Genomic DNA, 24,428 nt, shown 5'->3' with positions numbered 1-24,428 from the left:
TGTCACTTTTTACATCGATATTTATTCGCTATTCATATCCATTCGGATTTGCAGACTGCCAACGCCAGGTATCTACCATCATCTGCTCAAGTGAGCGATTAGCCTGCCAATTTAGTTGCGAATTGGCTTTTTGCGCATTAGCCCAAAATGCGGGTAAATCACCTGCTCTTCGTGGACTGACTTCGTAAGGGATTTTCTTATCAACTGCTTGCTCAAATGCTGAGACAATTTCAAAAACAGACACCCCATTACCAGTTCCTAAATTAAACGATTCTACTCCAGTAAATTTTGGATTATCGTTTAACCAATTCATCGCCGCCACATGCCCTTCAGCAAGATCCATTACATGTAAATAATCACGTTCACAGGTACCATCTTTAGTTGGATAATCTGAACCGAATATACTTAACTTTTCACGCTTGCCTACCATCACTTGTGCGACATAAGGCAATAAATTATTTGGAATACCTTTTGGTGACTCACCAATTTGACCGCTTTCATGGGCGCCAATAGGGTTAAAATAACGAAGAGAAACACCTCTAAATGCTGGATTAGATGCCGCAGTATCTGCCATTATCCGTTCAACCATGACTTTGGTTGCCCCGTAAGGGCTTGAAGGTGTACCTAATTTCATTGTCTCGACATATGGCACTTCATTTTCTTCGCCATAAACTGTTGCTGATGAGCTAAATATAAAATTATTCACCTGATGTTCAGCCATAGCTTCTAGTAAACATACCGAACCATGTACATTATTTTGATAATACTCTAAAGGTATTTGCGCAGACTCACCTACAGCCTTGAGTGCAGCGAAATGAATAACTGTATCAATATTGTGAGCTTTAAAGACCGCAGATAACTGTTGTTTATCTCTAACATCGCTTTCAACAAACACGACAGATTTACCCGTTAAGGCTTCTACCCTTTTAATAGATTCAATGTTTGAGTTAAATAAATTATCAAAAACAACTACGTCACTGTTATTTTCTAATAATGATAAAACGGTGTGAGATCCAATATACCCAGCCCCACCTGTCACTAAAACATTCATCTTTTATCCCTGTTATCAAACACAATTTATGTGCTGAAATTATCTAAGCCTATGGAGTTATTACAATAATACTTTTAGTTGGCTCTAATGCATACCTTAAAATAAACAAAAAGCAGCTTTAAACTGATTTTGTTTTTTTAGATTAATAACACTGGTTCTATCACTCACCAGTCAATATTTTTAGCACATAGAAGTAACAAGCTTATGTCATTAGGCTTTGCATTTTGAAATGATTAAGACATTCCCTCGCCAATTTCACAAATCGTAGCCACAAAAATATTACTGTTAAGCCACTGTATTTGTGAACTTTCCGGCGAAGTTTACAAAGTTTACAAAGTTTACAAAGTTTACAAAGTTTACAAAGTTTACAAAGTTTACAAAGTTTACAAAGTTTACAAATCAGACACATTAAATTACACATTGAAACAGTAAGGGTTTAACAATCTATGTAACATATCCGTATAATACTATTAATTCATATTCATCACGGACAGTGTCTGTGATTTAGCTTCAACAAGAGGAAGTGTCGTGGCTACTGCAAAGCAAATTATATTGCCTATTGGGATTATAGGTGTGGGTGTATTGATAACGGGCTTGTTAGTTTCAATGCAAAAACCACCAGAAGAAAAACCACCTGTTGATAATACGCCGCTAGTGTCGGTCGAAACCATTAACTATAAACCAATGAAGTTCACTGTGAGTTCATATGGTGTCGTTAATGCTAAGTATCATACTGAGTTAGTCGCTCAAGTTAGTGGTGAAATTACCTACCTTTCCGATTCATTTGTTAAAGGTGGTTTCATTAAAAAAGGTGATGTACTTGCACGAATAGATCCAAGTGATTACGAGTCAGCTTTATTGGACGCTCAGGCAAATCTTGCATCAGCTAAAGCAACACTCGTTCAAGAGAAAGCGAACGCTCAAGTTGCAGAACGTGAATGGGCTGAGATTACTGACAGTAAGCCAAGTGATTTAAGTTTACGCAAACCGCAGCTAGCACAAGAAATAGCAAAACTAAAAAGTGCTGAAGCTGGATTACTTCGTGCCCAGCGAAATCTTGAACGTGCCATTATCAAAGCTCCTTATGATGCATTAATCGGTAGCCGAAATATCGGATTAGGGGCATACGTTAGTAATGGTTCTCCTATCGGTTTGGTGTACAGCACAGATAAAGCTGAAGTGCGTTTACCACTTGCAGATAAAGAAATGCAGTATTTAGATCGTAAAGGCGCTAATGCCAAAGTTACTCTAGTCGGCAACTTTGCTGGTGAAAAACAAGAGTGGATTGGCACAATCGTTCGCAGTGAAGGCGTTATTGATAGTAAAAGTCGAATGACTTATTTAGTTGCTGAAATTGATGACCCTTATGGACTTAACAAAGATCATAAAGAACTTAGATACGGCACCTATGTAACTGCTCATATTGGTGGTACCCATGCTGGTCAAGTCGCTGTAGTGCCTCGCCACCTCATTGTTAATGGCCTAGTTGCCACTATGGATAATGATAAAAAACTTAGATATCTCCCTGTAAACATCATCAGGCAAGATGGCAGTAACGTGATTATTTCAAGTGGTCTAGAAGATGGAATGAACATCATTACTTCTGCATTAGATTACCCAGTAGAAGGAATGACGGTGGCTTTGCCTCAAGACAAGATTTTACAAACAGAGCCTAAAGTTGGTGTCGATTCTGACACTGCTATCGCCATGGATGATAAGGAATAATTCATGGAAGATACTAATAAAGGCTTAATTGCATGGTTTGCACGAAACAGTGTCGCAGCAAACCTTTTGATGATCATTATTTTATTAGGTGGTTTATTAACCGCTAATACTATTCGTAAACAGTTTTTCCCTGCGGTTGAAATTAACTGGATTGAGTTTAGCGCTGTTTATCCTGGCGCTGCGCCTCAGGAAGTAGAAGAAGGTATTACTGTAAAAATTGAACAAGCGTTGGAAACCGTTCAAGGTTTACAGCGAGTTATTACCTACTCTAATCGTAATCAGGCGAACGGTTATTTTCGTATAGAAGACTCTTACGATCCGCAAATCGTACTTGATGAAGTTAAATCAGAGATTGGTTCGGTATCTACCTTCCCTGCGGGAATGGAATTTCCCAAAGTAGAAAGAATTAAGATACGTCAGGAAGTGATGTATTTAAGTCTTTATGGCGATTTATCACAGCGCCAGTTGAAAGATCTAGGTGAAAAAATCCATAAAGAAATCATGCAACTACCTAATGTTAATATTGCGGATTTCTATGGCGGATTAAATTACGAAATTAGCGTTGAAGTCAGCAAAGATAGACTGCGTGAGTTTGGCCTTAACTTTAATGATGTCGCAGAAGCAGTTCGTGGTTATTCACGTAATATGTCTGCGGGACAAATTAAAGCTGAAAACGGATATATTAACTTACGTGTAGAAAACCAAGCTTATGTGGGTTATGAGTTTGAAGATTTACCCCTACTCACATTAGATGACGGTACCAATCTACTGTTAGGTGATGTTGCCACAGTGAATGATGGGTTTGAAGAAGGTATTCAATACTCAAAGTTTAATGGCCAAAATGCCGTTACATTTTTTGTGGGCGCAGCTAAAAACCAAAGTATCACAGATGTCGCTGATACAATGAAAACTTACATTGCCAAAAAACAAGCCCTTTTACCTGAAGGGGTTACACTCGAGCCTTGGGTTGATATGACCTATTACCTTGATGGTCGCCTTGATTTAATGCTAGATAGCATGAAAACAGGTGCAGTGTTGGTCTTCTTTATGTTGGCGCTATTTTTGCGCGTCAGATTAGCATTTTGGGTGATGATGGGTCTGCCAGTTTGTTTCTTAGGTACCCTACTATTTATGCCTATGGCATTTATTGATGTCACGATTAACGTTATCAGCTTATTCGCCTTTATCCTTGTACTGGGTATTGTGGTCGATGATGCCATTGTTATGGGTGAAAGTGCCCATACCGAATGCCAGGAAAATGGTCAAAACATTGATAGTGTGATCCGTGGTGTTAAACGTGTTGCTATGCCAGCAACTTTTGGCGTTTTGACAACCATAGCTGCATTTTTACCCATTACCTTAGATGACGGACCTTCCTCTGCTTTCGGTCAGGCAATTGGTTTTGTCGTTATCCTTTGTTTGCTCTTTTCTTTAGTAGAATCAAAATTAATTCTGCCTTCGCATTTAGCGCACATGAACAAGCCTAAAGTTGTTCAACCAGGTTCTAAAAATCCTTTAGATTGGTTAAGAAATGGGGTTAACTTTGTTCAAGGTAAAATCGAGAAAAACTTAACTTGGTTTATTGGCAATATCTACAAGCCTAGTCTGACAGTTGCAGTTAAATATCGTTATGCGGTTATTTCTACTTTTGTCATGCTCATTGTAATTTGTGCAGCGCTTTATATTAGTAGTTTGGTTCGCTTTATTGGTCAACCAAAAATTCCACATGATTTTCCTCGTATCAGCTTAGAAATGAATGTTGATGCAGCTGAAACGGCAACATTAGATGCAGCTCATTCAATTGAAGACGCCTTAAGGAAGGTTGAAGCACAACTAGAAGATGAGTACGGACAAGGTATGATTGCTGAGTTACAAGTTGAATTACAAGGCCGTACCCGTGCTGAAGTAAGAACTAAACTTGTTGACCCAGAATTAAGGCCGATAAATACCTTTGAAGTCGCTGAAATGTGGCGTCAAGCAATGCCTAAAATACCTGGGGTTAAATCCTTTGAAGTTCAAGATAGTTTATTTGATGGTGGCATGGATGATGGCGATATTAGTTTTCGATTAGAAGGAAACGATGAGCAACAACTGTTAGCGGCATCACAAGCTTTAAAAGACAAACTCAATACCCTTAAGGGTGTGAGTGATGTCAACGACAGTCGCCAATCTTCGGCTAAGGAAGTTCAGTTTAACTTAAAACCGTTAGCCCACAGCTTAGGATTAACTTTAGCCAATATTGCATCGCAAGTTGGCAACAGTTTCTATGGACTTGAAGCACAGCGGATCATCAGAAACGGTGAAGAAATTAAGGTTATGCTTCGTTACCCTGAGGCTCAACGTAACTCAATTGCATTAGTACAAGAGGTATTGATTAAAACCCCTCAAGGTGCTGAGTTACCTCTATCTGAAGTTGCAAACATTGATGTAGTCCAAGGTGTAAATAGTATTCGCCGAGAAAACGGTAATCGTACTATTAATGTATGGGCATCTGTTGATGCTGAACAAGCTGAGCCCTTTAAGCTCGCCAAAGATATCCGTGATAACTTTATGCCAGAATTACTGACTAAATACCCACGAGTAAAAAGTGAAGTTGCAGGAAGTATTCAAGAGCAGTTAGACAGCGCTGATACGCAATTGCGAGACTTTATTATCTCAATGTTAGTGATTTATAGTTTGTTAGCAATTCCTCTTAAATCCTACGTTCAGCCTTTCATGATCATGTCAGTCATCCCATTTGGGGTCATTGGCTCAATGCTAGGTCATATCATTCTAGGTATCGATTTAAGTGCCCTATCAGTATTCGGTATTATCGCTGCAGCTGGTGTAGTAGTGAATGACTCTTTGGTTATGGTGGATTATGTCAATAACTCCCGTAAACGTGGTATTCCGCTCAATGAAGCTGTGATTAATGCTGGCTGCCGGCGTTTTAGAGCCATCATGCTGACGTCATTAACTACCTTTATTGGATTAATGCCGATAATGACTGAAACCAGTATGCAGGCTCAAATGGTTATTCCAATGGCGGTGTCACTTGCATTTGGTGTCCTGTTTGCCACTGTCGTTACACTATGTTTAATTCCATGCCTTTATATAGCTATTGAGGATATGCGTGGTATTGCTAGAGGTATCTGGAGAATGTACGTCCCCGAGCCAACTGCCGAGTCAACGCCTAAATCGGCTCAAGAAGTCACTGGACAAACTTAGTAATGAATAGATTTTCAAAGTCATAAAGTTAAACAGAGAAAAAGCGAAACATAAGTTTCGCTTTTTTATTTGTCTATAGTTTGTGTCGCCTCATCATTTACATCATAAAACTCAGTTATGTTCAAAACTATGTCATATAGTAAGGTTATGATAAATGTATACAAAATTTCGCCATGCTCAGTTAGCCAGTAACTAGCTTACGGTGAATGACTTTTCAAAAGGAACAATCAAATCGTGTTCAGAACAACTCTATTAATTAAATTGCTTATTGCAGTAAGTTGGCTTTTCTTAACTTCAGTGGCTACAGCTAACAACAAAAATGAATCTATAAAAAATGACTTACAAGAGTATGTATTACTCATTTCAATCGATGGCTATCGACACGATTACAATAAATTACATCAGCCTAAAAACCTCATTAATTTTGCGAAGAACTCAGCAAGGGTCGAACAATTTATACCTTCATTTCCTACCGTGACATTCCCTAACCATTTAACTTTGGTGACAGGTCTTTACCCCGCTAATCACGGTATCATTTCCAATCGATTTTATAACCCTGAGCTGCAGCGTGATTATGCAATGAATATTCACGACGCTGTTACAGATGGTCAGTTTTATCAAGGTACGCCATTATGGTCATTGGCACGCCAGCAAGGTCTGAAATCGGCAACGTATTTTTGGCCAGGTTCTGAAGCTAAAATTGCCGGATACCGGCCTAACTATTGGCTTAAATACGATGGCCGAACTCCCAATGAAGAAAGAATTGAACAAGTCGTTGAATGGTTTAAATTACCTACTGAGCAACGACCACATTTCGTTACCTTGTACTTTTCTGATGTGGATAGCGCCGGTCACCACCATGGTCCCGAAGCAAATCAAACACGCGAAGCGGTTCAATACATAGACTCTTTAATAGGAAATTTATTAGCCCAGGTAGAATCACTGCCATTTGAGGTGAATATCATTATTACTTCAGATCATGGCATGGCAAAAGTAGATGAATTTGATCGTTTGTATACCGATAAATTAGTCGCTGACAATGAGCAGTTAATAGAGAAATTTATTTTTAATAACGACGCAGCATTTTCTCTGGTAACAGCAATTGGCGAAAACAAAACTAAAGATTTATCAGATTTAAAAAAGTTAGTAGATAATGTCGAAGGACTGCAGTTTTATTTACAACAGGACATGCCGAAACACTTAAACTTTACTGGTAACCCTTCAATCGGTGATGCTGTTATCATGAGTAATAAACATTACATTACTAGCACAGATGCAAGACCAGGTGTAATAGGCAAACACGGATATGACCCAACAGTAGTCACTGACATGAATACTGTGCTTTACGCTCAAGGGCCTGCTTTTAATCAACAAGCTGTGGTAAAACATGCCGAAAATATACACTTATATCCGTTAATTGCTGAAATACTAGGGCTAACAGTAACTGAAACAATTGATGGTGACATAACCGTATTAAGTCCTTTACTCGCTCATCCATAGGTGAATGAGGATAAAACATGAATAAACCCCAATTCACTTTTAAAAATTATCAACAAATAGATGAAAAAGCTTGTTTGAAGCTATTTGATGATAATTGTCCATTGTATTTTGCTGAAAATGAACGGGCTGACTATCAACATTTTTTGCAATCACAACCTGCTGATTACCAAGTGTGTTTGATTAATAATGAGGTCGTTGGTGCTTTTGGATTACTACCAAACTCTGATGAATCAGATGAAAAACCTCCAGTTTCTAAACGGATAAATTGGATTTTAATCTGCAGTAAAGCTCAAGGTTTAGGGATTGGTCATTTATTTATGCAAAGTGCAATCTCACAAGCTACAAAGGAAGGTATTGAATACATCAATATTGCTGCGAGTCATCTTTCTGCGCCCTTTTTTAGTAAATATGGAGCAAAAACTATTCTTGAAACACATGATGGTTGGGGTAAAGACATGCATAAAGTTGATATGAAATTGTATCTATAAGGCCGAGACTAATACCTTCTAATTTTTGCCACAAAAAAGCCAGTTGAACCTGTGTTTAACTGGCTTTTAACTATTAAGTTTTAACTTACAACTTCAGTAACTTAGCTATTCTCAGTCGCCATAATTTTATGGTACAACTTATCTTTCATTTCAACACGCTGCTGTTTAAGCTCGTGTATAGATTCATCAGATATAGGCGAGTCTTTTAATTCAAGCTCACGGATCTGTTGATCTAATAAATCATATTGCTTTAGTACAGCGGCAAAATCAGCATTGCTTTTATTGAGTTCAGCAATAGTGTCTAAATGGTCTGGAAATTCGTTTCTAAGAGAGTGATTCTCACCTAACATAAAAGCCTCTTTTCATTAATTAAACGGTACGTCAGATTGTAAAAATTCTTTTATAATTGGAAAAAAATGCATGTGGTTAACTATAAAGCACATATAAAATGTAGAGCAATCATTTAAAAACTCAAGCAAAACTTAATTCAAATAACAAAATGATGGCTCAATTTAGTGGAAACAATCCTCTCCAATTTGTTTTGGATAATATGAATACCATTTTCACCAGTTGATCGAAATTATTTAGTTGATTTCTATTAGCTTCTGAGAGCTTTTGATTCCTTATGTAACAATCTAAATGTTTTATCTCTAAAAATGACTACTTAGCTGTTAAGTCATGATTAATTTAGCTAAAACACTGCTAAAATAGTTTAAATATATAACTTTCATCTTTATTTGGTCGCTTCATGCAATTCAGCTCTCAATCACAATTTAACCCACAGTCACAATTTAACACTGTCACTATCATAGGTAATGCTAATGGTGAATGGCGAGCTGCAACACAAGGTTATACTGTCATTTTTAACGGAACTGTCGCCTCAGGTGAACGCATTATCAATATTTGCAATGGACCTTATGCTGGTTCCACTGAAGATTTTGTCGTGACAGGACATCATAGTGATTGGTTAGCACTACAATTATCTTTGGTAGCAAAAGAGCTAGAAACACAACTCAACTGCTGGCCTTCATCTGGTTTGGTCAGTTATGTTTTATTCAGCCGTTTGGGTTGTGATTTATCTCTTTCTCGTATGTCTTTATTGCCCAGTTTAACTAGAGGAAGCACATTACATCAAAGTGAACATTTACCTTGTGTGGTTCACAATTGGCTTGGAGAGCGCAGGGTTGCAATAAAGGTTTTTCAAAAAACGACTAAAAACCAAATCCATTGGCCTGAACTGTTACTAACAAAAAGTGATCAAGTAACAAAATTAACCGCTTCAAAAACAAAAAAGTTAATTAACGACCCATTTGCAGAGCTGTTGTCGTTATCACAAATAGCATCAAAGACTGAAAGCTGTTTAAATACCTTAATTCAGTTGAGTAAAGTGCCATTGACAGTATGGCAGTCCTTTGTGAACCAAGACAAATTACTTAAAGCTGAACAGCTTTTTTACAATCAAAACCCCTATACCACTTCCGGGTATTGGTATTTATCTGATAATGAAGCCTCTGCTTATCTAGATGCTATCCGACTCAATTTAGCCTTATGCCAGCAAGCGTTATTTAATTTTAAACAATACCAATAATCCATACCCGATTAGTTATCGAATTAAAACTAATAAGCCTTTGGTTAAAAGGGTTTAGTAAACTTCGTTTGTTTCGATGAAGAGCAAAACTAAATATCTTCAACACCAAAGCAGTATTTATCATTACTTCATTCTCTGCTAAAACTAAGGTTACACGGACCCGTACTTCAAAAAGTACTATTAAAAGGATTCTTTGATGAAATTGCTGCCACTCATGTCTTTGTTGTCGATTACCACACTTTATTTAATGTCACCCGTTAAAAATGTTTATGCGGAGCAACCTAGACTCATCGTCCAAATTACTGTTGATCAACTTAGAGGCGACTTATTACAGCGATATCAACAACATTTTACTGACGAAGGGTTTGGTTATATCATCAACGAAGGGGTTTACTTCAAAGAAGCCCATCATCAACATGCTATAACTGAAACAGTAGTTGGTCACACAACCTTAGCTACCGGCGCCCACCCTTCTGCCCACGGAATGGTAAGTAATTTATGGTTCGATAAACAATTACAACAGCCAATATATAACGTTCAAGATAGACAACACCCACTATTAAGCGCAAATGCAGCAGTGGATGCTAAAAATGAAATAGACCCAACTCAAAAAGCCAGTAAAGTAGAAGGTCGTTCACCCAAAAACATTATGGCCACTACTTTCAGTGATGAGCTAACAGCGAGTAATAACGGTCAATCAAAGGTTTTTGCTGTTTCAGTTAAAGACCGTGGCGCGATAACTTTAGCTGGCCATACTGGAAAAGCATTTTGGTTTTCTAAATCGGCTGGAGAATTTGTAAGTAGTGATTATTATTATGATCAATATCCACTTTGGGTGACAAAATGGAATCAGCAAAACCCGATAGATAAGTATGCTAATACTGAATGGCAGCTCACGAAGCCCGCTAATCAATACATATTTGGTGACAATAAGCCCCATGACTGGAAAACTAAGCTGCCTGGTTATGGTGTGACATTTCCTCATCAATTTGGACCTAGTGATAACCCCTATTTCAGTACATTTTTAACAGTTAGCCCTATTGGCGATGAAATGACAGCAAGTTTTGCTAAAACCATCATTACTGAAAACAGTTTAGGCAAAAATACAGTCACAGATTATTTGTCCGTTAGCTTCTCTTCAACTGATTATGTTGGCCATATTTTTGGGCCTTCAAGTTTAGAGGCTGAAGAAAACTTGTTGAGATTAGATAGAACATTAGCTTCATTATTTTCATTCATCGATAAACAAGTTGGTTTAGACAGCACTTTAATTGTTTTATCAGCAGATCATGGTGCTCCTGAAGCCCCTGGTTATTTAACTCAGTTTGGCATCAAATCACAACATTTCGATTTAGCAGCTTTAGAAGATAATCGTGACATTAAATTACTTAAGTCCAAATGGGGGATTAAAGGCAAAATATTTGCTAATGCTTGGCAGCCCTACATTAATTTAGATCACGAGAAGTTAGCTAAACAAAAAATACCATTAGCCGCAGCTGCCAATGATGTTGCCAATGTACTTAACAGTATTTCAGGTATTCATAGAGCCTACAGTTTTGAAAACTTATTAAATGGAAATGTACCTAAAGGCAAGATTACTCAGAAAGTGCAAAACAGTTTTTACCCAAGCCGTTCTGGCGACATTTATATTGTGTTTGAACCCAATGTGTTTGTAGCGGATTTTGATGGCTTAAATGTCGCATCAGTACACGGTTCTCCTTGGCGATATGACACCCATGTACCCATAATATTTGCAGGTTTTAACCTTGATGGACAAGTGGTTAATAGACCTGTTGCTACTGTGGATTTAGCACCTACTTTAAGCGCAATCCTAGGTCTTAATGCACCTTCTAGCGCTGCTGGATACCCATTAAAAGAAGTCATTAACCAGTAAGCGAGATAACCAATTTCATCATAATTAAAGGCTGATTTTCAGCCTTTTTTGTCTTAATAACATGCCGTTATAAAAAGTTAACCCTGTTATTGACCCAAGTTATTAGTATGAGTTACTGGCATGAGTTATTAACCTAAGTTATTGGCATGAGCTTACTTCCATCATCTCGATATACAATTCATTTCAAATTGCTTCTCTTACCTGTCCAGCCGTGACTACAGAAAGGGCCAAATTAAAACCAACTAATCTAAGACAAGTTACGCCAAGCAACCCACTCGCTTACATAAATAACTGCACTGTTCACAAATAGTCACAGCTTAGGTGTTGGTTATTTGTTAAATAAACTTTAGACTGGGAATAATACAATTTAAATATAGTTTTAATATGAAATTCAATCAGCTAGTCATATTTAGTTTATTTGCCATATTAACTTTTTCTAACACTAATAAAGTTAATGCTGCAGAGTATGTTGGCGTTGAGCAATGCGTAAACTGCCACCAGCAAGAGTATAAAGATTGGCAAACATCTCATCATGATATGTCTATGCGTCATGCATCTAATGAATCAGTTTTAGGTAATTTCAACGATGCGAGTTTAATTGAACACGAGCAAACACATAAATTTTATAGAAAAGGCGCACAATACTGGGTTAACACTAAAGGTCCTGATGGTAAGTTCAATGATTACCAAATTAGTTACACTTTTGGTTATCAGCCACTGCAGCAGTATATGGTTAAATTTCCTGATGGCCGGGTACAGTTGATTCCTCTTGCTTGGGATAGTCGGGATAAAAAGCTAGGTGGACAGCGCTGGTTTAATCTTTATCCCAATATGCAGCCCCATGACGAATTCTTTTGGACTAATAATGGTCAAAATTGGAATTACATGTGTGCAGATTGTCACTCCACCAATATTAATAAAAACTACGATACAAAAACCAATACTTATAACACGACTTGGTCAGAAATTAATGTAGGGTGTGAAGCCTGTCATGGTCCAGCTAGTAAGCATATAACTTGGGCTAACACTCCTAATCAAGCCGGTTTAAATAAAGGGTTAGACCGTAACTTAAAAGCTAAAGTCGAATCATGGGATTTTGTAAAAGGTAAAAAGATACTTCTGCCAAATCAGAGCAAAAAAAGCGATCAATTAGATACGTGTGGTCAATGCCACAGCCGTAGAGCCCAACTTAATAACAGTCATGACCATGTCAAAAAAGACTTTTCAGATAAATATCTACTGAATGGTATTACAGAAGATTTGTATTACCCTGATGGCCAGATTTATGATGAAGTGTTTGTATTAGGTTCTTTTAAGCAATCCAAAATGCATCAAGCAGGTGTTGTTTGTAGTGATTGCCATAATCCCCACAGCACTAAACTCAAAGCGCCAATTGAATCAATTTGTTTTCAATGCCATTTACCTAGCGAATATACTTCAGCGAAACATAGTCAACATCAAGATGGAACTGAAGCTGCTCAATGTGTTACCTGTCACATGCCAAAAACAGTGTATATGGAAGTTGATCCTAGAGCAGATCATAGTTTTCAAATACCTAGACCTGACATTAGTCAGCAAATTGGTACGCCAAATGTCTGTACAAGTTGTCATAGTAAAGAATCAAACCAATGGGCAGTTAATGCCTTAGCCAAGCAATTTCCTAATTCCACATATCAAAAAAGCGACAGTTTTGCTATCGCTTTTGCCCAAGCAAGTTCTGGAGTACCAAACAGTGGTGATGCACTCTCATATATAGCTCAGAACAGTAATGAAGCCAATATAATCCGAGCCTCTGCCCTTGCAAGGATCTCAAGATATCCTGGTAAAAATGCCATGATAGCAATCATGCGCGGCGTAAAGCATGAAGATCCACAAATGAGATTAGGCTCAATCACGGGCTCTGCTGCTTTTCCATTTAATGACCGTTGGCAAATCATTAGTCCTTTATTAACAGACCCAGTATTTGCAGTAAGAACTGAAACAGCAGGAGCACTTGTGGCTAATTGGTCTAATATGAGCCCAAGCCAACAATCATTATTAAGCCCTGCTTTAAACGAATATATTTCTATTCAGCAGTACAATTCAGATAGAGGTTTTGGCTTGATGAATCTTGCGAATATCCACATAGCTAAAGGTGAATGGGTCAAAGCAGAACAATATTATTTAAAAGCCATTGAAATTGAGCCTATCTTCGCAAGCAGTTACGTCAATCTTGCAGATTTATATCGACAACAAGGTGAGGATGCAAAATCTTTATCCATTTTACAACAAGGCATAGTTAATCAACCGACATCTGGCGTCTTACGTTACAGTGCTGGTTTAAACTTATATCGCCAACAACAACTCAACAACGCCATTAATTACTTTCAACAAGCCACTGAAGTAGAAAGTGACAATCCACAATATTGGTATGTGTTAGGACTTGCACAAGAAAAAGTAAATGTTAAACAAGCAATGTCCTCATTATCCAAGGCTTATAAAGTCGGAAAGAATCCTCAGCACTTATATGCATTATGTGAGTTCAAAATAAAACATCGTGATCCAACCCTGCAAGCTTGTTTGAATAGTTTGTCTCAAATAGTGCCTGCACAAGTGGTAAAACAGCTAACAGGCAGATAAATCAACCTAAAGTAGGCCTCATTTATTACTTATTTTTATATACTTAAATAACTTTTTATCGCTATATAAATTTTAAAAGTGGAGCTAGATTATTATGGACGATACAAATCAACCAATTAGAGGCTTAATCAGTACTATTTTGATTGTTGTAATGTCCTTAGCATCATTTGTTGTACATTGCTCGGCAGAAGAAACCATATCACTATGTCAAAACGGTGAGCACCAACTTTCTTGGTCTGGTGGTGGAGCATATCCTAAAATCCTAAGCCATAATAACGAGTTGCACCTAATATCTGATGTATCAGGTATATGGAAGTCAGGCATAAATGCTACAAACTGGGAAAGCAAAAATTCTGGCTTAGCTAACTTAAGCGTTTCGTCATTGATTTATTCTGTGTCTAACCCGTTAATAGGTTATGCAACAACTAAAACTGGCATTTCTATTACCTTAGATGGAGGTGAAACATGGAAAAGTGTTGAAAACCTTCCTGCAAGTCTGAGTTTCAAACGCTGGGATAGTTACAGCAATATTTTTATAGATGACTCAAACCCTATGAATTTCTATTTTGGAGATAATAAAGGTCAAATTTTCAATTATCACGAAGGAATAGCTCAGTTAATAGCTGTAACCCCAGATCAAAAAACAATTTCAAGCTTATTATTAACTAAGGACAATTACTTAATCACAGGTACAAGCTCAAACAGATACGTTTTCCATGAAGATCCAACCACTTCATCTTGGATGCTAAGTAAACAAGAGCCAAATCCAGCTTTAGATTTAACATCTGTTTTTCTTAATGGCAAAGAACATATCTTTTCAGTCGGAACTAGCGATGTACTTTTATCAATAGATAATGGTCTAAGCTGGACTCCTTTAAACATCTCACAATCTATTTCACTTAATGAACAAATTTCAACACACAGAATCTCTGCTACATTAAATAACCAAAATGAAATTAGTATAATTATTGCTTGGTATCAAGACTGGCAATCTGGAGTGTTAATAAGTAAAGATTCTGGCAAAAGTTGGTCACAAGATTTAAAAAATCTAGATTACTCAACTAGCAACCCTACCCGTACGTGGAATCACTACAAGATCAATAAAGTCATGTCGGTTAATGTAAGTTCCATTGATAATGACACTTTTTATTTCTCTACATATTGGGGAGTTTGGCAGTCTACTGATTCTGGGCAATCTTGGAGTGAGAATTTTAAGGATGGAGCTTCAAACACTGTAGGCTCATCTATAGCTTTAACTGATGATGGTAATTTGGTCACTGCTTCAATGGACGTAGGAATTATCCGTTATCCGCTAGGGAAAAAACCTATATCACTTTTGCCAACAGCAACTGATGATTATTTCGATGAAGATGTTGCTGGCCACTTTTGGAATATCGTCGTAGATTCTGAAAGACTCATTGCCACTAGCAGCGCTTGGTCTTCTAAAGCAAATCAGATTTTAATAAGTGAGGATAATGGTCAAACATGGACTAGAGTGAGTGAAGGTCTCCCTTCTTATTACGAAACCTCCTGGCCTATATGGGACAAAGGCTACGCTCGAGCATTAATTAAAGACAAAAATGTACCTAATAAACTCTACCTTGGGATTGACGGACATGGATTATTTATATCCACAAACGGTGGTTACAATTGGCAGAAATCACTCACTAAACCCGGCAGCAAACGTATTTATAATGGTTTAGATCAAGATGAAACAACCAACACATTGTATTGGGGAACCGCTTCAAATGGCGTTTACACCACAGTGGACGATGGCGAGACTTGGATCCACGATGGATTAAAAAGGTTGTACGTGTATGACTTAGTAGTGAGTGGTTCTGGCGTCGTTTATGCGGGGACAGCTAACTCTGACAATATAGGTCATGGCGCAGCGATTTATAAAAAAGAGTCATCAACAAGTGAGTGGCAATTAATTAAAGATTTTGAAGTAACTGGTGCTATAGATGCCCTAACCATAGATCCAAAAAACGAAAAAAGAGTTATTGTTAGCTTAATTAACTGGGTTAATAATAATACTGGAGAAATTTATATAAGTGACGATGCTGGCACAAACTGGTCTTTAATCTCAGAATACAAAGGAGTTGGCGCTGCAGATATGCTTATTTCTCCTTGTTCAGATGATTTATTTATCACAAGTTATTCTCAAGGTGTAAGTAAAATTAAGCTACAACCTTTTAGCGAACAAATAGATCTAGGAACAAATATTAATAATTTTAGTATTTTGAAAGATCATTGGGCTTGGAAATACTATGAAAGTGAACAAGCACGTTCAGTATGGAAAAGTGGAGCTCAAATAGGCTGGACAGTTACAACTTCAGACATTAGTAATATCAATATCTTTTTTGATGCTATAAATAAACCAGGTAACAGAAAGTTACCTTCAAACTACCCTGGTTTCGAATTACAAACTATGCTTGATGGAGAAGTTGTGTCAGAGAAAGTAGTTAAAGCATCTGACACACAATGGGAAGAAGTAAACTTTCATTTGCCCGCTGTTTCTAAAGGCACGCACACTATTGAAATCCTATGGCTAAACAATGTTTCTAGCCCAACAGTTGATACTAACTTTGCATTAAAAAATATCAAGATGGTGCAGAGTTCACTTAACCGATAGTTGAAGTATTACTCCATAAAAATCTTATTAGCTTCATGCCATCAACTTATTGTATCAGTCAGCTAATAAATACACTACTTGAAGAAAGCCTTAAAACTGTTTTATAGCAAGAACGTTAACTTACATAATGATGTCAGCTTAAGGCTCTTGATATGCAGCATTCGAATTTCTAAGATGTGCAATCTCAATTACATTTACTGAAATAAGCCATTGTTAAAACTGTTCTACTTCTAACTTTATCTAAAAACCCTTACAAATACCCAAGCCCTAAATTAGTAAGAGTTGATTAAAATCAAACCAATAACCATTGTTCTCTATAAAGTTCAATCAAGTGTTTTAATATTGATTTGCATCAATACACCAATTATCCAACGTTTTATATTGTATTAACGCAGTTTGATCCTCCAACACGGAATAGGTTAATACATGGATACACATGCAGCTTTATATGAACGGTGTAAAAACCGATTAGCAGAACTACGTGAAACAGCGCCTCGCCAAACCGTTACGTTAGACGAAAAACTAAAAGAAAACGGAATTACTAGACGCGAATTCATGACATGGAGTGCGTCAGTCACCGCTTTACTTGCACTCCCCCTCCCGTTTACCAGCTTAGTTTCTGAAGCTGCTGAACTTGCCGACAGAGTACCTCTCATATGGTTACATATGGCTGAATGTACTGGTTGTTCAGAGTCTCTTATCAGAACTGATACTCCCAATCTTGATAGTTTGATATTTGATCATATCTCACTGGAATATCATGAAACCTTAATGGCAGCATCAGGATGGCAAGCTGAAGAAAACCTCGAGCATGCGATGGAGGCTTATAAAGGTAATTACCTTTTAGCCGTGGAAGGCGCAATTCCAACCGCTAACAACGGCGCTTTTCTAACTGTAGGCTGTAAAGGTCATACAGGTATGCATATTGTTAAAGAAGCAGCCGCAGGCGCTGCAGCCATTATTTCAGTAGGTACATGCGCCGCTTTTGGAGGAGTTCAAGCTGCAGCACCTAACCCAACCGGTGCAAAAGGTGTTCAGGATGTAATTAACAAGCCAGTGATTAATTTAGGTGGCTGTCCACCAAGTGAAAAGAACATTGTTGGCACTCTGATGTACTTCATTATGTTTGGAAAACTTCCAGCTTTAGATATGTTCAATCGTCCTAAATGGGCGTACGGCGCTCGCGTACACGATAACTGTGAAAGGCGCGGACGATTTGATGCCGGCGAATTTGTAGAGACATTTGGCGATCAAGGCGCAAAAGATGGCTACTGCTTATATAAAGTGGGCTGTAAAGGACCATACACATATAACAATTGTCCAACCGAACGATTTAATCATCATACCAGTTGGCCGGTACTAGCGGGTCATGGTTGTATCGGTTGCTCTGAGCCTAATTTCTGGGATGACATGGCTGATTTCGAAAAACCATTAGGAAGACAGTTATTACATGGGGTAGATGCAACTGCAGATACCATTGGTGCGGTTATTCTTGGCGCTACCGTTGTCGGTATTGGCGCTCATGCCGTTACAAGTCTTTTTGCCAAGCCTTTAGAGGAATAATCCATGAACAAACGTGTTGTAATCGATCCTATTACTCGAATTGAAGGCCATCTTCGTGTGGAAGTTGAAGTAGATGAAAACAATGTCATCAAAAAAGCTTGGTCTTCTTCCACTCTTTGGCGCGGTATCGAAGTTATTTTAAAAGGCCGTACACCTATGGATGTCGGCTTAATCGTGCAAAGAATTTGCGGCGTATGTACCTATTCTCATTATCGCTGCGGAACAGAAGCAGTTGAAAATGCATTAGGTGTAAAAATCCCACTCAATGCCAAATACTTACGTTCGTTAATGCAAACATCTTTATATATGCATGATCATATTGTGCATTTTTATCATTTACACGGCTTAGACTGGGTTGATGTGGTTTCAGCTTTAAGTGCAGATCCTGCTTTAGCGGCTCAAGAAGCACAAAAATATACAGCTAACCCAATTGCCGCTGGTGAAGGTGATTTACGTACAGCTCAAGAGCGAGTTAAGGGATTAGTGGATACCGGAAAGCTTGGACCATTTGCCAATGCTTATTGGGGCAATAGAACTTACAAGTTTACCCCAGAACAAAACTTAATCGCGCTGTCACATTACTTAAAAGCATTGGAAGTACAACGTGTTGCTGCTGAAATGCTAGCAATTTTTGGTGGTAAATCCCCTCACCCTCAATCACTTGTTGTTGGCGGCGTCACTTCTGTTCGAGACATGCTTAGTCCAGCTAGACTGCAAGAGTGGAAACAAAAACACGCAATAGTACAAGACTTCATTCTTCGCGCCTATAAAGCCGATATCGTGATGGCAGCAGCTGCTTTTGGTTCAGAGCCTAGCGTACTTGGCGGCGTAAACGTGAAAAACTTTATGGCAACTAATGATTTTGTATTAGCCGATGGCCAATATATGTTTGATCAGGGCATTATCATGAATGGCGATCTTGCTGGAGTCAGCGATATTGACCCTGATTCCATTAAAGAAGATGTCACTCACGCATGGTATGACGCAGATTCAGCCCAGCACCCTTATGAAGGCACGACGGTTCCAAACTATACCGGCTTTGTTGAAAGAGACACCGTTTACGGCAAACTTCCTACTGTTGATGGCGATGGTAAATACTCTTGGGTTAAATCTCCAAGGTATAAAGAGGAGCCTGTTGAAGTTGGTCCACTAGCATCATTATTAGTGAGTTATGCACGTGACAACAAAGTGGTGGTTAAAGCAGTTAATGGCCTTTTAAGCGCCACAGGTTTACCTATTGAAGCCTTATTCACCACACTCGGCCGCACAGCTGCCCGAATGCTTCAAACGGTCATTGTCGCTGAAGAAGGATTAAAAACCTTTGATGCAATGCTGGTCAACATGATGTCCGATGAAAGCACCTATGTTACCCCTGAAATAGATTCAAATAAGGATTACGTTGGTCACGCGATGATCGAGGCACCTCGCGGTATGTTAAGTCACTGGATCCGTATCAAAGGCGGAAAAATTGAAAACTACCAAGCCATTGTACCGACCACATGGAATGCTGGCCCCGTCGATGTTAACGGTAAAGTCGGCCCCTACGAAGCTTCCTTAATCGGCTTAGAACTTGAAGACCCAAGTAAACCACTTGAAGTAATACGGATCATTCACTCTTTCGACCCTTGTATGGCTTGTGCTGTTCACGTCATGGATTACAAAGGGACGAGTTTAGGTGAATTTCACATTGACCCTAATGGTCTTTAATCGGTTCGAATATCAAAGAGGAATTGATTATGACTCAGGTAGCTACCCATCATAGAGAATTGATTTTCTCGCCCGCAATCCGGATTTTCCATTGGATAAGGGCACTATCGATTGTGGTATTGATTGCAACAGGTTTTTATCTTTCTTGGCCATTTTTAGTAGCGCCAGCATCATCTGATGTATTAGTTCAAGGATGGATCCGGTTTACTCATATTGTTTTTGGTTTTGCGTTAACAAGCGTCACCATCATTCGATTTTACTTGTTTTTCTTTAGTAAAAGTTCAATCGAAAGACGCTCAATGAAGGATGTACTTAGCGTTAAAAGCTGGATAGTCCAAATTAAGTCTTACATTTGGATGGGGCATCTAAATAAAGTAGGCGTATACGGGCCGCTGCAGTTTGTCACTTACGTCGGGATTTCATTTGCCGCTTTATTCATGTGTATTACCGGCTTAGTGCTATATGCCAATGTTTATCATGAAGGATTTGGTGGACTGATTTGGGATGCTTCCGCTTGGTTTACCACCCTAATGGGAGGACTTGCACAAGTCAGAATTTGGCATCATATCATTACATGGGTATTCATTGTGTTTATGGTAATCCATGTTTATATGGCCGTGTGGTCTGGTATTCGCTTCAAACATAACTCTGTTGACTCAATAGTTTCTGGTTATGACTACCATAAGGATCATTAAGACTTGTCTACTACCCTACTTATTGGGATAGGTAACGTGTTGTACGCCGATGAAGGTATCGGCGTACATTTCGTGAATTATATCCAAGAGAAATATCAGTTTAACCACCCGACAGACAGCATTGATTTACTTGATGGTGGCACCCTAGCACAAGGGCTAATTCCTATTCTCTGTCGATACGATAACTTAATTGTTGTTGATACTGTCAACAGTCCAGGAGTAAGCCCTGGCGAAGTATATTCCTTTAATTTTGATCAGGCGCCACCAGAAATCGATTGGCAAGGAAGTGCTCACGAAGTTGAGATGCTGCAAACCCTTATCATGATGGAAATGGTTGGCGATAGACCTAATACCCATGTTGTAGGGGTTACACCGACAGTGATAGAACCTATGACATTGGGATTGACATCTTCTATCCAAGCAGCTGTCCCTACTATGGAAAAAGTATTACTTAAGCACCTTACTGAGCAAGGATTTACATATAAACAAAAAGCTGCAGTCGATATTAACGCACTTATCCCTGATTCATATAAACGCGGAACCCTAGAATATGCCTAAAATCAGTTTTAACTTTTTTTGTCATCGCGATATTCCCTTGTATGCAGACCTTTGTAATTTATACCTTGCCGATGACCGTTTTGATTTTACTGTTGGTCACCATATTGACAATGATCTACAAGCTAAGCACGCCCAATTCTCACCGATCCATACTTACTTTCTGGAAGTAGAAGCCTCAGAAAGTGATCTTGCTGCATTAGCCGATGAAATAGCGGCTAAATTCTTATATTCTGTTTGGCTTGAAAGCGCCGAAGTCATTGCTATTGAAGAAAGAAAAGGTACTAAAACGTGTTTGCAGCACCAAGCAGTACATCAAGGGTTTTGCAGTCAATGTGAACCCTTGATCTCTAACTTAGATAATAACTTAGATAAGAGCTTTGATAAGAACTCAGTCATAGCAATTGCTTGCCCCCACTGTCTAGGCGAGCGTAACCTTCAACAATATGAAATTGGTTTTAACCAGCAAGATATATCAAACCTAGTTAATAGGATCCTGCAAGGTGAGGAAGTTTGGATTGGTCAGCAAGAAAACTCACTAAGTTTGAGTTTAAACCCTATCATTACCAGTCAAACTACAGAATTACATCCGAGCACCTTACATCTAAGTCCCCTACAGCAAGTACTGTTTACCAATCCACAGGTCATTTCATCTTCATTTATCATTAAGCAACATCAGTCTCTTGCTTTATCAAGCTTCGAGAAACCTTTTTTAAAGCTGGCTCCGAATAAAAAAACACTCAATGACCGACCTGAATCCAATCAAGATTTAAATGATAGCTATTACAATGTGACATTTGCGGACAGCCGTTTGCTCATACGTGTTGCTGCACTATTAAAAAGTAAACAAATCGATTGGTTATATATTAAAAAGCCCCAAAATAGACTTAGTGTTTCTTGGGTTAATAATGCTTGGGTTCAAAATCACACCACAGCAAATTTATACTTTGAAGCCCCTATGCCAAAGCACGATGACAATCGATACTTTCAAGGTAACCTTATATATAAGGCATCATGGCAAAAAAATATTTTAAAATGCACTGTCACTGCATCAGATGAAACCTTAGCGAGCAGTCTGATCCAACATCAACCATTACAAGGTATCGACGCAGCAACTTGTGCTTTACACGCTGGATTAATAAGTACGGGGTGTGTCACTAGTCGTAATAGTTCATTAGAGGCTTCGTCTAGTCTTAAAAAACTGGCTTGTATTTATTTATCACACAGCCAATCCAGTTCTGTCATCACTCAAAATCAGCAAGGCAAGATTAGTTCATTTTTACACATGCCTACACTGCCACAAAGTGGTCATCAATTGATTGAAGAACTAGTAAGCTCTGATAACAACACTATATTTAACAAATATTGTGTTGCCTACCCTGAAGTTTTCAAGTTACTAGCTGATTTTAGTTTACCATCAGGGACTCAAGCAGACAGCTTACAAACCTTTATGGCATACGCAGCGTTAATCGTATTGCCAGATGATGAAGTTAGAAAGAATGCTCATAACTTACCAGTTTCTATTCCCCCTACTTCTAATGCCTCTGCCTCTAATCCCCCTGTTTGTAATGCTATTGTTTGTAACGCCCCTGTTTGTAATGTCCGAGAGCTAGCAGATAAATTCCACGCATTAGCACAAAGTTATCATGGCAATAATGCCCCACGAGTAGATTTTCCACTGTGCTCCATAAATAGTGGTGATAATAATGCCCTACATAAACGTTCTATTAATTGGCGTAAAACACTCGCAAGTTTAATGAGCTTTAAATTAGCGGGGGCTAATCCTGCTATTTTAGTATTTGGTTTCTTTGATTCATTAACAGACTATTTAAGTAACTGGATAGATCATTTAGAGCATGAACAAGGCATAGATGCAGTAGTGTTAGCCGGGATAGATTTTAGCTATGAAGTCATGGCAAGCAGATTGTGTATCCGACTCGGCAAAAACTATCCTTTAATTGTGAACCGTCATCTGGATTTAGAAGGTGCCAATATTACTGTTGGCGGTTTGTACCTTGCTAAACGCCGTCGATAGGAGCCATTAATGACAATACATAATGGTTATCGCCAACAGGTCAAATTAAATATAAACGGTATTGTACAAGGCGTTGGGTTTAGACCTTTTGTTTACCGCCTTGCCACTCAATCTAACTTAGTTGGTTCAGTGTTAAATAACCAACAAGGTGTGTGTATTCATTTACAAGGTTTAAATACCGATATCAACAAGGTTGTACATCAGCTGAAAGTCAATCCGCCTCCTCTTGCACGTATCGATAAATTATCAATAAAAGAAGAAGCTATAGATAGTTCACTGCAACATTTTATCATTGAAACCAGTACCTGTAGTGATGATGCTGTCGTGTCGATTTCGGCAGACAAGAGTGTTTGTGGTGACTGTTTACTGGAAATGCGCGACCCCAAAAACCGCCACTATCAGTATCCTTTTACCAATTGTACTAATTGCGGACCTCGTTATAGCATCATTAAAAATCTGCCCTACGATCGCATCAATACATCAATGGCAGACTTCGTCATGTGTGATGAATGCGCGTATGCTTATAACGATCCATTAAACCGTCGTTATCACGCCCAGCCCGTTAGTTGCCCAAAGTGTGGTCCACAACTGAGCTATATAGACTGTACTGCTAACTCAAACTTTGGAAATAAAACTTCTAGTGTGCTCAGTAACCCACAAATAATTAGCAAAATTGTCAGTGAGCTCAATAATGGAAAAATTATTGCCATAAAAGGATTAGGTGGATTTCATATCATTTGTGATGCCACTAATGATATTGCAGTAAAACGTCTACGTCAGCGCAAACATCGTAAAGCTAAACCCTTAGCTGTTATGGCAACCGATTTACGTAATGCTCGTCAACTGGTTGAAGGCACACGTAAAGAATGGCAAATCCTTAGTTCAGCAGAAAACCCTATTACTTTAATGAAAAAGCGAAGTGATATAGAGATTGACCTAAGTCCTGCACTTGCCCCTGATATTGATACTTTAGGTATATTTCTGCCATATACTCCACTGCATCATCTACTAGTTGAAGCCTTTAAAAAACCGATAGTTGCAACCAGTGCTAATATTTCTGGCTTACCTATCATTACCGATGGTAATGAAATCAAACAAAAGCTTGGCGAGGTAGTAGACGGGATTGTTGATCATMACAGGCATTAACTATTGGTCTGTTATGATCA

Annotated in this window: 16 protein-coding genes; 14 read left to right on the top strand and 2 right to left on the bottom strand. The window is 38.4% G+C overall.

Features of this window, described 5'->3' with window-relative positions; genetic code table 11:
* Positions 1–28: 28 nt before the first annotated feature.
* The gene (gene galE / locus FNZ24_RS06855; protein WP_153913752.1) at positions 29–1,051 is read right to left on the bottom strand and encodes a UDP-glucose 4-epimerase GalE; all 1,023 of its coding nucleotides are present in this window, start codon (positions 1,049–1,051) and stop codon (positions 29–31) included.
* Positions 1,052–1,579: 528 nt separating this feature from the next.
* Between galE and FNZ24_RS06850 the strand changes: the two genes are divergently transcribed.
* The 4 genes from FNZ24_RS06850 (at position 1,580) to FNZ24_RS06835 (ending at position 7,971) form a co-directional block, all read left to right on the top strand.
* Positions 1,580–2,776 (top strand): efflux RND transporter periplasmic adaptor subunit, encoded by a 1,197-nt coding sequence (locus FNZ24_RS06850; protein ID WP_153913751.1) that lies wholly within the window; start codon positions 1,580–1,582, stop codon positions 2,774–2,776.
* A 3-nt stretch (positions 2,777–2,779) separates the two neighbouring features.
* Positions 2,780–5,983 (top strand): efflux RND transporter permease subunit, encoded by a 3,204-nt coding sequence (locus FNZ24_RS06845; protein WP_153913750.1) that lies wholly within the window; start codon positions 2,780–2,782, stop codon positions 5,981–5,983.
* Between the two features lie 234 nt (positions 5,984–6,217).
* A complete protein-coding gene (locus FNZ24_RS06840; RefSeq protein WP_194945010.1) occupies positions 6,218–7,483 on the top strand; it encodes an ectonucleotide pyrophosphatase/phosphodiesterase in 1,266 nt (421 codons plus the stop codon).
* Positions 7,484–7,500: 17 nt separating this feature from the next.
* On the top strand, positions 7,501–7,971 hold the full coding sequence (locus FNZ24_RS06835) for a GNAT family N-acetyltransferase (protein ID WP_153913748.1): 471 nt from the start codon (positions 7,501–7,503) through the stop codon (positions 7,969–7,971).
* Between the two features lie 101 nt (positions 7,972–8,072).
* Here FNZ24_RS06835 and FNZ24_RS06830 read toward each other — a convergent pair whose 3' ends face one another.
* Positions 8,073–8,321 (bottom strand): YdcH family protein, encoded by a 249-nt coding sequence (locus FNZ24_RS06830; protein ID WP_153913747.1) that lies wholly within the window; start codon positions 8,319–8,321, stop codon positions 8,073–8,075.
* A 398-nt stretch (positions 8,322–8,719) separates the two neighbouring features.
* On the opposite strand from FNZ24_RS06830, the gene FNZ24_RS06825 reads away from it, so the two are divergent.
* The 10 genes from FNZ24_RS06825 to FNZ24_RS06780 all read left to right on the top strand — a co-directional run bounded on the left by FNZ24_RS06825 (position 8,720) and on the right by FNZ24_RS06780 (position 24,408).
* Entirely contained in the window at positions 8,720–9,559 is an 840-nt protein-coding gene (locus FNZ24_RS06825; RefSeq protein WP_153913746.1) for a hypothetical protein, read from the top strand.
* A gap of 196 nt (positions 9,560–9,755) precedes the next feature.
* Positions 9,756–11,453 (top strand): alkaline phosphatase family protein, encoded by a 1,698-nt coding sequence (locus tag FNZ24_RS06820; protein ID WP_228768402.1) that lies wholly within the window; start codon positions 9,756–9,758, stop codon positions 11,451–11,453.
* Between the two features lie 384 nt (positions 11,454–11,837).
* Positions 11,838–14,072 carry a tetratricopeptide repeat protein gene (locus FNZ24_RS06815; protein ID WP_153913745.1) on the top strand — a complete coding sequence of 745 codons (2,235 nt, stop codon included), beginning with the start codon at positions 11,838–11,840 and terminating at the stop codon, positions 14,070–14,072.
* A gap of 94 nt (positions 14,073–14,166) precedes the next feature.
* Entirely contained in the window at positions 14,167–16,707 is a 2,541-nt protein-coding gene (locus FNZ24_RS06810; RefSeq protein ID WP_153913744.1) for a sialidase family protein, read from the top strand.
* A 426-nt stretch (positions 16,708–17,133) separates the two neighbouring features.
* Complete coding sequence (gene hyaA, locus FNZ24_RS06805) at positions 17,134–18,270, top strand: nickel-dependent hydrogenase small subunit (RefSeq protein ID WP_153913743.1); 1,137 nt, start codon at positions 17,134–17,136, stop codon at positions 18,268–18,270.
* Between the two features lie 3 nt (positions 18,271–18,273).
* Positions 18,274–19,977, top strand: a complete 1,704-nt coding sequence (gene hyaB / locus FNZ24_RS06800; protein WP_153913742.1) for a nickel-dependent hydrogenase large subunit — start codon at positions 18,274–18,276, stop codon at positions 19,975–19,977.
* A 29-nt stretch (positions 19,978–20,006) separates the two neighbouring features.
* Positions 20,007–20,672, top strand: a complete 666-nt coding sequence (gene cybH, locus FNZ24_RS06795) for a Ni/Fe-hydrogenase, b-type cytochrome subunit (RefSeq protein WP_153913741.1) — start codon at positions 20,007–20,009, stop codon at positions 20,670–20,672.
* Positions 20,673–20,675: 3 nt separating this feature from the next.
* Entirely contained in the window at positions 20,676–21,230 is a 555-nt protein-coding gene (locus FNZ24_RS06790) for a HyaD/HybD family hydrogenase maturation endopeptidase (protein ID WP_153913740.1), read from the top strand.
* Positions 21,223–23,262: a hypothetical protein gene (locus tag FNZ24_RS06785; protein ID WP_153913739.1), complete on the top strand. Its 2,040-nt coding sequence runs from the start codon at positions 21,223–21,225 to the stop codon at positions 23,260–23,262. The genes FNZ24_RS06790 and FNZ24_RS06785 overlap by 8 nt, the downstream gene beginning before the upstream one ends.
* Positions 23,263–23,271: 9 nt before the next feature.
* Positions 23,272–24,408: a Sua5/YciO/YrdC/YwlC family protein gene (locus tag FNZ24_RS06780; RefSeq protein ID WP_153913738.1), complete on the top strand. Its 1,137-nt coding sequence runs from the start codon at positions 23,272–23,274 to the stop codon at positions 24,406–24,408.
* The last annotated feature ends 20 nt before the right edge of the window (positions 24,409–24,428 follow it).

Source organism: Shewanella sp. TC10 (assembly GCF_009663145.1).
In the GTDB taxonomy this organism is placed as follows: domain Bacteria; phylum Pseudomonadota; class Gammaproteobacteria; order Enterobacterales; family Shewanellaceae; genus Shewanella.
Note: the sequence above shows the minus strand (reverse complement) of the source record. Positions and strands in the feature narration are given on the sequence as shown.

What these genes read in the sequence shown, in the direction of transcription:
- galE (WP_153913752.1), bottom strand. Translation starts at nt 1,051, where the DNA reads ATGAATGTTTTAGTGACAGGTGGGGCTGGGTATATTGGATCTCACACC.
- FNZ24_RS06845 (WP_153913750.1), top strand. Translation starts at nt 2,780, where the DNA reads ATGGAAGATACTAATAAAGGCTTAATTGCATGGTTTGCACGAAACAGT.
- FNZ24_RS06835 (WP_153913748.1), top strand. Translation starts at nt 7,501, where the DNA reads ATGAATAAACCCCAATTCACTTTTAAAAATTATCAACAAATAGATGAA.
- FNZ24_RS06830 (WP_153913747.1), bottom strand. Translation starts at nt 8,321, where the DNA reads ATGTTAGGTGAGAATCACTCTCTTAGAAACGAATTTCCAGACCATTTA.
- FNZ24_RS06825 (WP_153913746.1), top strand. Translation starts at nt 8,720, where the DNA reads ATGCAATTCAGCTCTCAATCACAATTTAACCCACAGTCACAATTTAAC.
- FNZ24_RS06820 (WP_228768402.1), top strand. Translation starts at nt 9,756, where the DNA reads ATGAAATTGCTGCCACTCATGTCTTTGTTGTCGATTACCACACTTTAT.
- FNZ24_RS06815 (WP_153913745.1), top strand. Translation starts at nt 11,838, where the DNA reads ATGAAATTCAATCAGCTAGTCATATTTAGTTTATTTGCCATATTAACT.
- FNZ24_RS06810 (WP_153913744.1), top strand. Translation starts at nt 14,167, where the DNA reads ATGGACGATACAAATCAACCAATTAGAGGCTTAATCAGTACTATTTTG.
- hyaA (WP_153913743.1), top strand. Translation starts at nt 17,134, where the DNA reads ATGGATACACATGCAGCTTTATATGAACGGTGTAAAAACCGATTAGCA.
- hyaB (WP_153913742.1), top strand. Translation starts at nt 18,274, where the DNA reads ATGAACAAACGTGTTGTAATCGATCCTATTACTCGAATTGAAGGCCAT.
- cybH (WP_153913741.1), top strand. Translation starts at nt 20,007, where the DNA reads ATGACTCAGGTAGCTACCCATCATAGAGAATTGATTTTCTCGCCCGCA.
- FNZ24_RS06785 (WP_153913739.1), top strand. Translation starts at nt 21,223, where the DNA reads ATGCCTAAAATCAGTTTTAACTTTTTTTGTCATCGCGATATTCCCTTG.